Source organism: Streptomyces sp. NPDC002676 (assembly GCF_053592455.1).
The window spans coordinates 253,888-267,960 of sequence record NZ_JBSFVT010000003.1 but is presented as its reverse complement, the minus strand read 5'-3'; the positions used below and the strand labels follow the sequence as shown (position 1 = coordinate 267,960).

At 73.1% G+C, this 14,073-nt stretch carries 14 protein-coding genes and 1 pseudogene; 5 read left to right on the top strand and 10 right to left on the bottom strand.

Annotated elements, in window-relative coordinates; genetic code table 11:
• Window positions 1–228 precede the first annotated feature (228 nt).
• A complete protein-coding gene (locus ACWD3E_RS11560) occupies window positions 229–1,341 on the bottom strand; it encodes a sensor histidine kinase (RefSeq protein ID WP_451387338.1) in 1,113 nt (370 codons plus the stop codon).
• Window positions 1,334–2,077 (bottom strand): response regulator transcription factor, encoded by a 744-nt coding sequence (locus ACWD3E_RS11555; RefSeq protein WP_451387337.1) that lies wholly within the window; start codon window positions 2,075–2,077, stop codon window positions 1,334–1,336. The genes ACWD3E_RS11560 and ACWD3E_RS11555 overlap by 8 nt, the downstream gene beginning before the upstream one ends.
• A 104-nt stretch (window positions 2,078–2,181) precedes the next feature.
• Between ACWD3E_RS11555 and ACWD3E_RS11550 the strand changes: the two genes are divergently transcribed.
• The 3 genes and pseudogenes from ACWD3E_RS11550 to ACWD3E_RS11540 form a co-directional block, all read left to right on the top strand.
• Complete coding sequence (locus tag ACWD3E_RS11550; RefSeq protein ID WP_451387336.1) at window positions 2,182–2,895, top strand: glycosyltransferase family 2 protein; 714 nt, start codon at window positions 2,182–2,184, stop codon at window positions 2,893–2,895.
• Window positions 2,892–3,509 (top strand): TIGR04282 family arsenosugar biosynthesis glycosyltransferase, encoded by a 618-nt coding sequence (locus tag ACWD3E_RS11545; RefSeq protein ID WP_451387335.1) that lies wholly within the window; start codon window positions 2,892–2,894, stop codon window positions 3,507–3,509. The genes ACWD3E_RS11550 and ACWD3E_RS11545 overlap by 4 nt, the downstream gene beginning before the upstream one ends.
• Window positions 3,485–3,946, top strand: a pseudogene (locus ACWD3E_RS11540) (class I SAM-dependent methyltransferase); the annotation flags it as partial. The gene ACWD3E_RS11545 and the pseudogene ACWD3E_RS11540, both read left to right, overlap by 25 nt.
• A gap of 200 nt (window positions 3,947–4,146) precedes the next feature.
• Here the strand turns inward: ACWD3E_RS11540 and ACWD3E_RS11535 are convergent.
• Both ACWD3E_RS11535 and ACWD3E_RS11530 read right to left on the bottom strand, forming a co-directional pair.
• A complete protein-coding gene (locus ACWD3E_RS11535; protein ID WP_451387334.1) occupies window positions 4,147–4,617 on the bottom strand; it encodes a hypothetical protein in 471 nt (156 codons plus the stop codon).
• Window positions 4,617–5,855 carry a molybdopterin-dependent oxidoreductase gene (locus ACWD3E_RS11530; protein WP_451387333.1) on the bottom strand — a complete coding sequence of 413 codons (1,239 nt, stop codon included), beginning with the start codon at window positions 5,853–5,855 and terminating at the stop codon, window positions 4,617–4,619. Before ACWD3E_RS11530 ends, ACWD3E_RS11535 begins: the two co-directional genes overlap by 1 nt.
• Window positions 5,856–5,968: 113 nt before the next feature.
• Between ACWD3E_RS11530 and ACWD3E_RS11525 the strand changes: the two genes are divergently transcribed.
• Window positions 5,969–7,306 carry a hypothetical protein gene (locus tag ACWD3E_RS11525; protein ID WP_451387332.1) on the top strand — a complete coding sequence of 446 codons (1,338 nt, stop codon included), beginning with the start codon at window positions 5,969–5,971 and terminating at the stop codon, window positions 7,304–7,306.
• 100 nt (window positions 7,307–7,406) lie between these two features.
• On the opposite strand, the gene ACWD3E_RS11520 is transcribed toward ACWD3E_RS11525, so the two are convergent.
• The 4 genes from ACWD3E_RS11520 to ACWD3E_RS11505 form a co-directional block, all read right to left on the bottom strand.
• A complete protein-coding gene (locus ACWD3E_RS11520) occupies window positions 7,407–8,354 on the bottom strand; it encodes an MIP/aquaporin family protein (protein WP_451387331.1) in 948 nt (315 codons plus the stop codon).
• 139 nt (window positions 8,355–8,493) lie between these two features.
• Complete coding sequence (locus ACWD3E_RS11515; RefSeq protein ID WP_451387330.1) at window positions 8,494–9,159, bottom strand: SDR family NAD(P)-dependent oxidoreductase; 666 nt, start codon at window positions 9,157–9,159, stop codon at window positions 8,494–8,496.
• A 72-nt stretch (window positions 9,160–9,231) separates the two neighbouring features.
• A complete protein-coding gene (locus ACWD3E_RS11510; protein WP_451387329.1) occupies window positions 9,232–9,654 on the bottom strand; it encodes a DUF7144 family membrane protein in 423 nt (140 codons plus the stop codon).
• Between the two features lie 124 nt (window positions 9,655–9,778).
• Entirely contained in the window at window positions 9,779–10,465 is a 687-nt protein-coding gene (locus tag ACWD3E_RS11505; RefSeq protein ID WP_451387328.1) for a DUF6445 family protein, read from the bottom strand.
• 307 nt (window positions 10,466–10,772) lie between these two features.
• On the opposite strand from ACWD3E_RS11505, the gene ACWD3E_RS11500 reads away from it, so the two are divergent.
• A complete protein-coding gene (locus tag ACWD3E_RS11500) occupies window positions 10,773–11,528 on the top strand; it encodes a DUF4142 domain-containing protein (RefSeq protein WP_451387656.1) in 756 nt (251 codons plus the stop codon).
• A gap of 85 nt (window positions 11,529–11,613) precedes the next feature.
• Here the strand turns inward: ACWD3E_RS11500 and ACWD3E_RS11495 are convergent, their stop codons facing one another.
• The gene (locus ACWD3E_RS11495) at window positions 11,614–12,579 is read right to left on the bottom strand and encodes a nucleoside hydrolase (RefSeq protein WP_451387327.1); all 966 of its coding nucleotides are present in this window, start codon (window positions 12,577–12,579) and stop codon (window positions 11,614–11,616) included.
• An 81-nt stretch (window positions 12,580–12,660) separates the two neighbouring features.
• Window positions 12,661–13,917 carry a threonine--tRNA ligase gene (gene thrS, locus ACWD3E_RS11490; RefSeq protein WP_451387326.1) on the bottom strand — a complete coding sequence of 419 codons (1,257 nt, stop codon included), beginning with the start codon at window positions 13,915–13,917 and terminating at the stop codon, window positions 12,661–12,663.
• Window positions 13,918–14,073: the final 156 nt, after the last annotated feature.

Here is a 14,073-nt window from a genome sequence, read left to right as displayed (position 1 = left end):
CGGGCACCGCGGCGGCGATGGGGGTGCCCCCGCGCGAGCGTGTTCGAGCGTGGGGGAGCGTGCGATCGCAAGGCGCCGGAGCGGCCTCGATGGGGGTCCCCCCGCGCGAGCGTGTTCGAGCGTGGGGGAGGAGTCACGTGGGCGCTCCGGCAACGCGGCGAGCGTGCGTGCCAGGCGTCGCGGGGCAGGCGGGAATTTGACGACAGGGCCTAGGGCTGACCGGGCGGCCTACGCCTTGGCCGCCGGCAGCGTCACCTCGAACCGGCAGCCGCCCGGGATGTTGTGTACGCTCGCGCGGCCGTGGTGGGCCTCCACGATGCCCCGGACGATCGCGAGGCCCAGGCCCGCGCCGGCCGGTGGGGTGCGGGCGTCGGTGCCGCGCCAGCCCGTGTCGAAGACGCGGGGCAGGTCCTCCTCGGGGATGCCGCCGCAGCCGTCGGTGACGGAGAGGACCACGCCGTCGGGGGCCCGCTCGGCGGCGATCGCGACCGTGCCGTCGGCGGGGGTCCGGCGGATGGCGTTGACCAGCAGGTTGGCCAGGACGCGGCTCATCTCCTTGCCGTCGACCTCGACCGGCACCGGCGCCACCCCGTCGCCGACCAGCCGTACGCCGTGCTCGCGGGCGAGCGGGCCGACCCCGGCGAGGGCGTCGCCCACCAGGTCGTACAGGGAGATCCGGGCGGGGCTGAGGGGCAGGGTACCGGCGTGGATGCGGGAGAGCTCGAAGAGGTCGCCGACCATGCCGTTGAGGCGTTCCACCTCGGTGCGGATCTGCCTGAGGTAGCGGTCGGGGTCGGCGGCCACCCCGTCCTCCAGGGCCTCCGACATCGCGCGCAGTCCGGCGAGCGGAGTGCGCAGGTCGTGCGAGATCCAGGCGACGAGCTCCCGGCGGGAGGTCTCCAGCGCCCGCTCGCGCTCCCGGGAGGCCGCCAGCTTGGCGCTGGTCGCGGCCAACTCGCGGCTGAGCGCGTCCAGTTCGGCGGTGGCGGGAGCAGAGGGTGCGGCGAAGGCGCCACCCTCGCCGAAGTGCCGGGCGGCGTCGGCGAGTTCGCGGCTGCGGGCGACGACCCAGCGGCCGAGCAACAGCGCGGTGACCAGCGAGACGACGGCCGCCATGGCGACGACGGTGGTGACGACCCGCAGGTCGTGGTCGGAGAGGAACATCGCCTGGGCCACCGCCATGGTCCCGGCGAGCATGGCGACCACGCCGACGGCGGCCACCACGGCGAGCGAGGTGGTGAGGGAACGCCGGCGGATCAGGCGCAGCACGGCCGCTCCGGCGAGGCCGGTGGCGGCGGCGCCGAGAAAGGCGTAGAGGGCGATGAGGAGCGCGTCATGCATGCCGGCCCGCCTCCGCTCCGTCGTCGCTTCCCCTGCCGCTTCCGCTCGGATCGAAGCGGTAGCCGACGCCCCACACCGTCTGGATGAGGCGGGGCCGTGCGGGGTCGTCCTCGACCTTGCCGCGCAGGCGGCGGACATGGACGGTGACGGTCGACAGATCGCCGAAGTCCCACCCCCACACCTCCCGCATCAGCTCCTCCCGCCCGAACGCCCGCCCCGGGTACCGCAGGAAGAAGGCGAGAAGGTCGAACTCCCGCAGGGTCAGAGCCAGGTCGGCGCCGTTCTTGGTGGCGCGGCGGGCGGCCGGGTCGACCGCCAGACCGGCCGCGCCGAGCGGGCCGCGCGGGACGGCGGGACGGGCGCGGCGCAGTACCGACTCCACGCGCAGAACCAGCTCGCGCGGGCTGAACGGCTTGGTGACGTAGTCGTCGGCGCCGACCTCCAGGCCGAGGATCCGGTCGTCCTCGTCGCCGCGCGCGGTGAGCATGACCACCGGCACCGGACCGTGCTCGCGCAGCCGCCGGCACACCTCCAGGCCGTCCATCCCGGGCAGCATCAGATCCAGTACCACCAGGTCCGGCCGCCGCGCGGCGGCACGCGCGAGGGCGGCCGGGCCGTCGGCGGCACGGTCCACGGCGTATCCGGCCCGGTCCAGGTATCCCGCGACGACCTCGGCGACGGTCGGGTCGTCGTCCACGACGAGGATCCGGCCGGCCGGCACATACGGCTGCTGCATGTCTCCACCCTGTCACCGCACCGGCGCCGAAGCTCGGCCACGGCTTCGACGTCCACGTTTCGTAAGGAGCGGATGTCTGCTTTGTAGCGGTTCGGGTTCGTAGGGTGAAAGCCGTGACCACCTCCTCCGCACCTCCCGATGTGGACATCGTCCTGCCCTGCCTGAACGAGGCCGAGGCGCTGCCCTGGGTCCTCGCGCGCATCCCGGACGGCTGGCGCGCCATCGTCGTGGACAACGGCTCCACGGACGGCTCCGCCGACCTCGCGCGCGCCCTCGGCGCGACCGTCGTACGCGAGGAGCGCCGCGGCTTCGGCGCCGCCTGCCACGCCGGGCTGACCGCGGCCACCGCCGACGTGGTGTGCTTCTGCGACTGCGACGCCTCCCTCGACCCCGGCCAACTGGTCCCGTTCGTCGAGGAGATCCGTTCCGGCGCGGCCGACCTGGTGCTCGGCCGGCGCCGTCCGCAGACCCGGGGCGCCTGGCCGGCCCACGCCCGCGCCGGCAACCTCGCCCTCGCCCTGCTGCTGCGCCGCCGCACCGGGCTGCGCCTGCACGACCTCGGCCCGCTGCGCGCCGCCCGCCGCGAGCCCCTGCTCGGCCTCGGCCTCACCGACCGGCGCAGCGGTTACCCCCTGCAGATGGTGGTCCGCGCGGCCGACGCGGGCTGGCGGATCACCGAACACGGGGTCCCGTACCTCCCCCGCACCGGCGCCTCCAAAGTCACCGGCACCTGGCGCGGCACCTGGCAGGCGGTGCGGGACATGAGCCGCGTCCTGAACGAGCCCACGGCGTCGGCCGAGGAGGTGGCCCGCCGATGACCGCCCTCCTCGTCATCGCCAAAGAACCCAGACCCGGCCGGGTCAAGACGCGGCTCACCCCGCCCTTCACACCGGCGCAGGCCGCCACCCTCGCCGAAGCCTCGCTCTCCGACACCCTGCGGGCCGTGGCCGAAGCCAAGGCCACGCGCCGCGTCCTCGTGCTGGACGGCCGGCCAGGCCCCTGGCTGCCCCCCGGCTTCGAGGTCGTACCGCAGTGCGCGGGCGGTCTGGACGCCCGGCTCGCCGACGCCTTCGCCCGCTGCACCGGCCCCGCCCTGCTGATCGGCATGGACACCCCGCAGGTCACCCCGGACCTGCTCACCGTGGACTTCGCGGGCTGCGACGCGTACTTCGGCCCGGCCGAGGACGGCGGATTCTGGGCGCTGGGCCTGGCCCGCCCCGAGCCCGAGCTGCTGCGGGGCGTGCCCATGTCCACCCCGGAGACCGGTGCCGTGCAGCGGGAGCGGCTGGTGGCCGCCGGGCTGCGGGTGCGGGACCTGCCCCGGCTGCGGGACGTCGACACCGCCGCCGACGCCCAGGCCGTCGCCGCCCTCGCTCCGCACGGCACCTTCGCCGCCCGGCTGGGAGAATGTACGACGGACGGCCCCCGATGAGAGCCACGACGACGAGAACCACAACGGCCCAGTCCGCCCCGGGCGCCTGGGCCGCCTGCGACCCCTACGCCGCCGCCCTCCGCGCCGGCCGGGGCCCGCTGTTCCTGCGCCGCGGCGACGGCTGGCTGCTGCCGTTGGAGGTCGAACGCTGGTGTGCCGGCGCGGACGCCGTGGACCGGGCGGTGCTGGACCGCTGCGAGGGCGCCGTCCTGGACGTCGGCTGCGGTCCGGGCCGGCTGGTCGCGGAGCTCGCCGCCCGGGGCCGTACCGTCCTCGGCGTCGACGTCAGCGAGGCGGCCGTCACCCGCACCAACACCCTCGGCGGCCAAGCGCTGCACCGCTCGGTGTTCGAGCCGCTGCCCGGTGAGGGCCGCTGGGGAACCGTGCTGCTGATGGACGGCAACATCGGGATCGGGGGCGACCCGTGCGCACTGCTCCGCCGCATGGCTCAACTCCTCACCCCTGGCGGCCTGTTGATCGCCGAGACCGCCCCTCTGGACATCGACGAACGCGCCCACGTCCGGGTCGTCGACGTCGCCCACGGGCAGGCCGCCATGGGCGACCCGTTCCCCTGGGCGCGGATCGGCACCCCCGCCCTGCTCCGGCTCGCCGGGCGGACCGGGTGGCGGACGGCCGCTCACTGGGCGGCCGGTGACCGCCGTTTCGTCGCCCTGCGCACCCGCAGCACCCGCACCGCCAGCAGCAGCGCCGAGCCGCCGAAGAGCACGGCGGTGATCAGCAGCCAACGGCCGAGGTAGACGTCGGCGGACTGGCCGGTGGCCATGCGGTAGCGCTGGTCCACCAGGTTGAAGATCAGCGGGAACCACACGAGCAGCAGCAGACCCGACAGCATCGCCGGCACCCGTACATGCGCCACCCACGCGCGCCGCCCGGCCGCGTCGATCCCGCGTACGAGCGCCCGGTCCGCCACCGAGTACAACGGCACCAGCACCAGGTCGTGCAACAGCGCCGCCGCCACGATCCACAGCGCCACCCCGAACCAGTCACCTGCCAGCAGCCGGACACCGGCGTACGCGGCGAGCGCGAACGAGCAGGCGAGCAGCAGGATCTGGAACGGACTGCCCACGGGCAGGGGGAGTCGCGGCATCACAGGTCTCCGAAGGTCAGCCGGGCCACCCACTTGGTGTTGAGCACACCGGGCGCGGCGGGCACGATGATCCGCGCCGGATGGCCGTGGTCGGGGGACAGGTCCTCGCCGTTGACGTACAGGGCGAGCAGGGAGCGGCCGTCGGCGACCTGGTTGGCGCGCAGGGCCGCGCGGCGGAAGGCGCCGTGCCGTTGCAGGGATTCGACGAGCACGTCCGGCGGGTCGCCGTCGTAGCCGACGAGCGCCGCGAGGTCGCGCAGCCGTACGCCACGCCACCACTGGTCGGCCGTCGACCAGCCCTCGACGCAGGCGATCGGCAGCGAGGAGCTGTGCAGGGGCATCCGGAGCAGTTGGTCGCGGCTCAGGCGGACCGTCCCGGTGCGGCCGGTGACGACGAGCCGCCACGCTTCCGGGTGCGTGTCGGCCGCCGTGATGCCGGCGTAGGCGGCCGTCTTGTTGATCTGGAAGCCGTTCGGGCCGCCGGCCGGGTCGGCCCCGCCGTGTGGCGCGAGCAGGGCGGTACGACGGAAGGGACCGCCCAGGGTCTGCCCGACCGTGGTCAGGAACAGCAGCAGCGAGCCGCCGCCGACCAGCCACAGGGCGCCCCGCCGGGACACGGTGGGCGGGTTGGGCCGGGGTGCGACCAGCTCCGTCGCCTCCTGCGGCCGCAGCCGTCGCCGTACCGCGCGCAGCGCCGTCGGCAGCTTCAGCACCGCATGCGCCGCGAACGCGGCGAAGAACACCCACGCGCCGTAGAAGTGCAGCGGATAGAAGGATCCCGGAAAGACGTAGTCCAGCTGGACGTTGAGCACCCCGGTCGTGAACTCGAAGAGCCCGCCGCCGACGAGGAGCAGCAGCGACACCCGCTCCAGCGCGTGCGCGAGCGAGCGGGCCGGCGGCAGCGCGAACAGCTTCGGCACCACCGACCAGAGCTTGGCCAGCAGGACCGGGATCAGCGTGATGCCGAGGGTGACGTGCAGGCCCTGCGTGAAGCGGTACAGCCACACCGGGTTCGTCGGCCAGGCGAAGAGGTAGAAGCCGAGGACGCCCTTGTCCGGGGTCGTGTCGTTCACCCGGGACAGGCCCGGGTTGTAGGCGGCGTACGACACCAGACCCGTCACGAACAGCACGGTGATCCCGGCGAGCAGGACGAGACCGAGAACCGAGGTGAACCGGGGGCCGCGCAGGGGGCTGCGCCAGAAGCGGGGGGAGGTGGGCAGCCGGGGATCGTCTCGCATGCCCCGACCGTAGGCCGCGAAACCCCCATGAAAGGGTGCGGAAGTGATGACGAAACGCTGACATACGGCCTTTGGGGCGGCCCCCGCGCGCCCGCGCCCCCTACGTTGCGGCTGTGACCCGCTCCCTCTCCCGCTCCCACCGCCGTGACCTCTGCGCCGCCGGTGTCGCCGCCGTCCTCGTGACGGCGGCCGTGCTGGTGGGCCGCCACATCCAGTTCGCCTACGGCACCCTCTTCGTGCACTGGCCGCCGGTGCTGGCCGAGTGGGACCCGCATGTGGGCCCAGGCACCCCCGCGGCCGTACTCCTGGCCGTGGCCGCAGTGGCCTACGGCCCCACGCTGGCCGCCCGCCTCCCCTGGCGCCCCCTCCTCGCGACGGCCTGGGCGGCGACCACGGCCTGGATCCTCTCCCTGGCCCTGGTGGACGGCTGGCAGCGGGGCATCGCGGGCCGCCTCACCACGCACAACGAGTACCTCCGGGTCATCGACCGCTTCCACGACATCCCGGGCACCCTGCGCGACTTCACCCACCACATCGTCGAAGGCTCCCCCGCCCCCTGGCCGGCCCATGTCGCCGGGCACCCGCCGGCCTCCACCCTGACCTTCGTCCTGCTCGACCGGATCGGGCTGCGCGGCGGCGGCTGGGCGGGCCTGTGGTGCATCACGGTGGGCGCGACGGCCTCGGTGGCGGTCCTGATCGCGGTCCGCGCCCTGGCCGACGAGTCCCTGGCCCGCCGCGCGGCCCCCTTCCTGGTCCTGGCACCGGCGGCGGTGTGGCTGGGCACGTCGGCGGACGCGTACTTCACGGCGGTGGCGGCCTGGTCGGTAGCCCTGCTGGCCCTCGCGGTCACTCGCCGCTCCCCCGCCTGCGCACTGGCGTCCGGCCTCCTCCTGGGCCTGACTTGCTACCTCTCCTACGGCCTCACGCTGATCGCGGTGCCCTGCGCGGCGGTCCTGTTCCTGGGCCGGGCCGCCGTCCGAGCCCGCCCCACTGTCCTCCCGGCCCTCCTGGCGGGCTTCCTGGTCGTCCCCCTGGCCTTCACACTGGCCGGGTTCAACTGGTGGACGGCGTACCACCTCTTGATCACCCGCTACTACCAGGGCGTCGGCGGCACCCGCCCGTACGGCTACTGGGTGTGGGCCAACCTGGCCTGCACGGCACTCATCACCGGCCCGGCAGCGGCAGCGGGCCTGCGCCGCACGGCCACCGCGCTCGCCCACCGCCCGGCCCAGGCACCCACGCGCCTGGCCGTGCTGGTCAGCGCCGTCTTCCTGGCCCTCCTGATCGCCGACCTGTCCGGCATGAGCAAGGCCGAGACGGAACGCATCTGGCTCCCCTTCGCGGTCTGGCTGCTCGCCGCCTGCGCATACCTCCCCCGCCCCCGCCCCTGGCTGACCGCCCAGGCGACCCTCGCCCTCCTCCTCAACCACCTGCTGCTGACGGGCTGGTGAAGGGATTCGTCCACAGGCTGTGGACAGCCGCCGCGCACCCCGGGCGACCCGGCGCCTCTGGTCGACGCCACGGAACTGTGCCGCTGACGGCCCGCGGTACCTACTCCTCGTCCGTCGTCCTCACCGGACGGGTCAGCCCCGGCTCCGCCAACTCGCCCTTCTGGCTGCGGATGTGCAGGACGTCGCCGATGAACAGGTCGTACACGAGGATCCCGATCACGCCGCCGACGATCGGTCCGACGATCGGGATCCACCAGTAGCCGCTGTACAAGCCCGACACGTTCCCCGGGAACGCCAGGCTCTTCCAGCCCGCCACCCACGTGAACAGCCGAGGCCCGAAGTCGCGGGCCGGGTTGATGGCATAGCCCGCGTTGGCGCCGTAGGACATGCCGATCGCGGCGACCGCGAAGCCCACCATCAGCGGGCCGAGGTTCGCCTGGACGGCCTGGTTGCGCAGGTCCACGATGGCGACGACGAACATCACCAGGAAGGCCGTGCCGACGATCTGGTCGGTCAGCGGCCCCCAGATACCGCCGTGGAAGTAGGGCGCCGGGAAGGTCGCGAAGATGGAGAACGTGGCGTTGGTGTGCCCGTTCACCTTCGGCCCCGGCACGGAGTCGTCATAGGCGTTGATCGCCTGGTGGTAGACGAGGTAGACCAGCGCCGCGCCCGCGAACGCGCCCACCACCTGCGAGAAGATGTACGGCAGCACCCTCGCCCAGGAGAACCCGCGGCGCACCGCCATCGCGATGGTCACCGCCGGGTTGAGGTGGGCGCCGCTGACGCCGCCGGCGACGTAGATGCCGAAGACGACCGCCATGCACCAGCCCCAGGTGATCAGCAGCCAGTCACCGGCCGCCAGGAAGATCGTCGTGGGGGTGGCGGCGCGGCCCGAGCCGGGCAGCGCGGCGACGGCCATCGCGACCACACCGCAGCCGAAGGAGATGAGGACGAACGTCCCGAGGAACTCCGCCAGGCACTCGCCCAGCAGGCCGCCCCTGGCCCGCAGGCGGGAGGGCTTGACCAGCGGAGGGATTTCGACAGCCATGGAGGCCCCCTTGAAGAGAGCAATACGGCCAACGTCACCATATTGGCTTACATAACCACTCCACGCAGGGCGACATCACTCCACGCAGGGCGACCCCGGCCCGCTGCGGCCGGGCCCAAGTGCGCGGGTCGGTCAGGCCTCAGGCGGCGAGGTCGTCGGCGTAGTGCCGGAACCCGTGCCGGTCCCGGTGCATGCCCCACAGCATCTCCGCGAGCACGGCCGGATCCCGTCGGGCGTGCCCCGGCGTGATGGCCCCGGGAATCACCAGCTGGCCCACGTGGATGCCCTCACCGGCCAGCCGGTCGTGCAGCAGATGCCCGTACGCGCTCTCCGCGGCGAACGCGATCGAGATCCCGGCCCGCTCGGGATGCGGTACGGCGGCGCTCCCGCCGTTGACGAACAGGATGGTCCCGCGCCCGAGCGCCCGCATGCCGGGCAGGACCCGCTGTACGGCGGCGACGGGGCCGTAGACCGAGAACTCGATCGGCCCGATCAGATCCGCGTGCCGGGTCTCCAGCACCGGCAGCATGAAATCCTGGTGCGGCACGGGGCTGTACTGGAGCACCTCGATGGTCCCCAGCGCGTCAGCTGCGTCCGCCAGCGCCCTGACCAGCTCCTCCGGCTTGCGCACATCGGCGGGGAAGCACCGTGCGGTGATCCCTTCGGCGGCGAGATCCCGGGCCAGCCCCGCGAGCCGTTCCCGGTCCCGGGCGAGCAGGGCCACGTCGAACCCCTCCCGCCCGAACCGGCGCGCGACGGCGGCCCCGAGCCCCGGCCCTGCGCCGACGATGGCCACACACGTCATGTCAGCCATCCTCTCCGCGCCCACGGCTGACTGCACCCCGGCGCCGGAGCGATCAGCTGTCAGCCGTACGGGTCAGGCAGCCTGTTCCCGCAGTTCCGGCCGGTATGTGGCGAGCGCCCAGATCACGAAGAAGTCGACGGCGATCATGATGAACGACCAGACGGGCGCGTAGGGCAGGAACAGGAACTGGGCGATGATGTTCAGGGACGCGAGCACGATGCCGACCGCACGGGCCCATGCGGCGCCCTTCAGCACGAACGCGCCGGCGATGACGCCCACGGCGCCCAGAATGAGGATGATCCAGCCCCAGCCGGTCAGGTTGACCTTGTAGACGTAGCTCCCGATCCGGGCCCACACGTCGTCGGCGGCGAGCGCGGATATGCCCTCGAGCACCCGCAGGACGCCGTTCACCAGCATCAGCACCCCCGCGAAGACGACACCTCCCGCGGCCCAGTGGTGCTGGGACGCCGGTGCCGGGTGGGTCTGCTGCGTCATGGCCGTACCTCCGCCTCTGTCGGTCGTCAGTACGACGATCCGGCTCACCCGCTCGGGGGACCACAGCAGGTACTCCGAACGGGTGACGGGAAGGCCGGTGGTACAGAGCAGGCCGACTGGACCCTCAGGCCATCCAGAAGAACACGGCCGTCATGCGCTTCTCCTCCAGCGCCTTGCCGAAGTAACCGGTGGCGCTGTGCACGAGGTTGGCGTTGTAGAGGAGCAGCCGGTTGTACTTGTGCGGGACGCGGACGTCCTCCTCGAAGGCGTCCGGGGCGACGAAGCGGGTGCCGAGGGCCTCGACGAGGTTGTTGTGCGGGGCCTGGACGACGTTGCCGCCGAGCCGGCCGCCGGGCAGGTGCTGCCGGTAGAAGCTGGTGCCGCAGTCCTTGGGGACGCCCGGGTTGAGGTAGAGCACGGCCGCGTACCGGCACAGCGCGCGGGAGTCGGTGTGCGGGCGCGGCTCGCTCTCGCCCTCGCCGACCACCTGGACGCAGTTGTGGTTGAGGGTGCCGCCGCCGGGCGCCTGCTGCACCCACAGCTCCTTCGCCCCGGTCGCCTTCTTCACCAGCCTCTCGATCACGGCGAGTTCACCGGGTTCGAGGCCGGGCATGGCACGCAGTCCCGGCCAGGTCTCGGAGGTGTACGGGTACCCCTCGACCCAGTCGTCCTTGGCCAGGCAGCGCTCGCGTACGGCGTCGACGTCCGGCAGGACGTCGTCCAGCACCCAGTAGTCGCGGCCCTTGGTGGGCTTGCGGTACGGCAGGACGGGCAGCGCTGCGGGACCCCTGGGGGGTGGCGTGGGGGACATGCGGCGAATCTAGGACTGGATTTCCCCTTGACTCTCCCGGGAAGGAGTCAACGTTCCCCCAACGGACGTCGAGGATTCCCCCATGGACGTCGAGGTTCCCCCAACGGACGCCGGGGTGACGGGGACGTAGCGGGGAAACCCGGTGCGAGAGTCGCCGGGAAGCCGATGGGAAATTCTTTGCCCGGATCCTCGATACGTATCGCCGCCGCATCCGTACTGCTGTGCGTCCGAACCGCCCGCGGGCGGGACCCCCGACCGGGCAGGAGACACGGTGCGCTTTTCGCGGAACGCGACGGGAACGCTCTTCGTGGGCGGTGCGTTGACCCTCACGCTCACGGCGCTCGCCTACCCGACCATGCTCGGGCTGAACAACGTCTCCACCTCGCAGTCGCGCATCATCGCCGACACCCGCTGGGGGCCGCTCACGGAGGGCGACCGGGACTTCGTGGTGAAGGTGCGGGCGGCCGGCCTGTGGGAGTACCCGGTCGGGCAGCTGGGCCTGAAACAGGGCACCACCAAGGCGGTTCTCACGGCGAGCCAGCACCTGGTCGACGGCCACGCGGCCCTGGACACCACGTGCCGCAAGATCGCGCCCCTCCTCAACATCACCCTCCCCAACGTGCCGAGCCCGCAGCAACAGGGCTTCGTCAGCACACTGAAGTCGGAGACGGGCAAGAAGTTCGACTCCGACTTCGCCAACATCCTGCGGATGACGCACGGTTCGATCTTCAACACGGTGGCGAAGATCCGCTCCACCACGAAGAACTCCCTGGTGCGCGCCCTGGCCGAGCAGGCCAACGACACCGTGCTGGACCACATGGAGGTCATGGAGAAGACGGGCCTGGTCGACTTCGACCAAACCCTCTTCCAGCAGACGACCCCGCCGAAGCTCCCGTCCTCGGACCTGACCCCGCCGCCCCCCGCCCCGGGCCAGCCCCAGGTGGTCCTCACCCCACCCCCGAACGCCACCTCGACCCCGGTCGACCTGAACGCCCTCACGGGCGAGAGCGGCGGCTCCGGCACCACGTCCCCGGGGCCGAGCCCCAGCCCTACGGTCCGTTGACCGCGCTCCGCGAAGCTGCCTCGGATGCAAGAGGGCTGGTACAGCACCGGGTAGTCGGCGACGGCAAAGTCGGCGCGCACAGTACCTAGTTACGCACCACCGTCTCCAGGTACAGCTTCACGTACCGCTCCACGTCCACGTCCAACGCCACGTCCACCAGGGCCTGTTCGCGAGCGCCCTCGTGGATCTCGGACTCGCCGGGGCGCGGGCGGCGGTCGACGATCGTCTGGCCGCGGGCCGGGCCGGGGGCGAGGGAGACCACGACCGGGAGGAGGCGGGTGGTGAGGCCGGCCGGGTCGGCGACCGCGCACACCGCGCCCGCGTCGCCGAGTCCGCCCGCCGGGTCGTCGCCGTCGGGTTCGGGCGCGGCGGGGCGGTGGGCGAGCAGTTCGCCGGCCAGCCGGGCGCCCGGTTCCTGGCTCGCCTTCAACCGCCGTACCTCCGTGCCCGGTACGACGACCCGGGTGAAGACGTCGAGGCCGTACATGGTGATCGGCACCCCCGCCGTGAGCAGGATGGCCGCCGCCTCCGGGTCGTGCCAGACGTTGAACTCGGCGACGGGCGTGGCGTTTCCGGTGGCCACGGCCCCGCCCATGAACACGATCCGCTCGATGTTCCGGGTCACCTCCGGGTGGCTGCGCAGGAGGAGGGCGATGTTCGTCAGGGGCGCGGTGGGGACGAGGGTGACCGGGCGCGGGGAGGCGAGGATCTCGCGGCGCAGGAGGGTGACGGCGTCCACGTCGGCCGGAGCCCGCTTCGGCGCGGGCAGGCCGAGGTCGCCCATGCCGTCCTCGCCGTGCACGTGCCGGGCCGAGCGGGCGGGCTCGATCAGCGGGCGTCCGGCGCCCCGCGCCACCGGGATGCCGGGGGCGCCCGCCTGCTCCAGCACGGTCAGGGTGTTGCGGACCACCCCGTCGACGTCCGTGTTCCCGGCGACGCAGGTCACCGCCCGGAGGTCCAGCCCCGGGTGGCGTACGGCGAACAGCAGGGCCAGGGCGTCGTCGACGCCGGTGTCGCAGTCGATGATCACGGGGATGGGCTGACCGGTCACGGCGGGCTCCTTCTGTCGTTCCGACAGTAGATCAGTTCCGCGGTCCGTGACCGCCGGTCAGCCCGTCACGCCGTCACGCCGTCAGTCCCAGAGTTCGGTGCCGCGTGCCGCCACCCGTGCGCCGATCCGGCGCAGCAGCTCCGGCACCTGCAGCTCGCCGGGGCGCCGGCCGTCCCTCAGGCGTACGGCCGCGAGGCCCGCCGCGGCCTCCCGCTCGCCGATCACCGCCTGGTACGGCACCAGGCGCGCCGCGCGGATCCTGGCGCCCAGGGTGCCCTGCTCGGGGGCGGCCGGCTCGGCCCGCAGGCCCAGCGCGCGGGCCTCGCGCACCACCGCCGCCGCCCGCTCCACCTGCTCCTCCGCCACCGGCAGCACCGCCAGCTGCACGGGGGCCAGCCACGCCGGGAAGGCGCCGTTGTGCGCCTCGATGAGGTGGGCGACGGCCCGCTCGACGCTGCCGATGATGCTGCGGTGCACCATCACCGGGCGGTGCCTGGCGCCGTCGGCGCCGATGTAGTGCAGGTCGAAGCGGGCGGGCTGGTGGAAGTCGATCTGCACGGTGGACAGGGTGGACTCGCGGCCGGCCGGGTCCGCGATCTGGACATCGATCTTGGGGCCGTAGAAGGCGGCCTCGCCCGCCGCCTCCTCGTAGTCGACGCCCGACTCCGCCAGCACCTCCTTCAGCAGCGCGGTGGCCCGCTGCCACAGCTCCGGGTCGGCGACGTACTTGCCGCCCTCGCCGGGCAGCGACAGGCGGTGGCGTACGGCGCGGATGCCGAGGTCGGCGTAGGCGCGGGCGATCAGCTCCAGGGCGCCCCGGGCCTCCTCGACGGCCTGCTCCAGGGTGCAGAAGATGTGCGCGTCGTTGAGCTGGATGGCCCGTACGCGGGTCAGGCCGCCGAGGACACCGGACAGCTCGGCCCGGTACATGGTGCCCAACTCGGCGATCCGCAGGGGTAGTTCGCGGTAGCTGTGAGAGCGGGAGCGGTAGATCAGGGCGTGGTGGGGGCAGAGGCTGGGGCGCAGGACGACCTCCGCAGAGCCCTCAGCGCCCTCCGCGCCCGGCCGCATGGGCGGGAACATGTCCTCGCTGTAGTGGTCCCAGTGCCCGGAGAGCTCGTACAGCTCGCGTTTGCCGAGCGCGGGCGAGTACACGTGCCGGTACCCGGCCGCGCGTTCCGCCTCCCGGATGTACTCCTCCAGGGTGTGCCGTACGACGGCTCCGTCCGGCAGCCAGTACGGCAGCCCGGCGCCCATCAGCGGGTCGGTGTCGAACAGGTCCAGCTCGCGGCCGAGGCGGCGGTGGTCGGGCAGGTCGTTCGGCCGGCGGTCGTTCATCGCGGGCTCCTCGCGGGACGGCGCCTGCGGGGCGAGGAACCGGGTGCGCGAACGCCGAAGCCCCGGGGCACTCGCCCCGGGGCTTCGGACAGGTCAGGTGTCAGCGCGCCGGGACGGTCTCCGGCGTCGTCGTGCTCGACAGGAACTGCTGGGCGC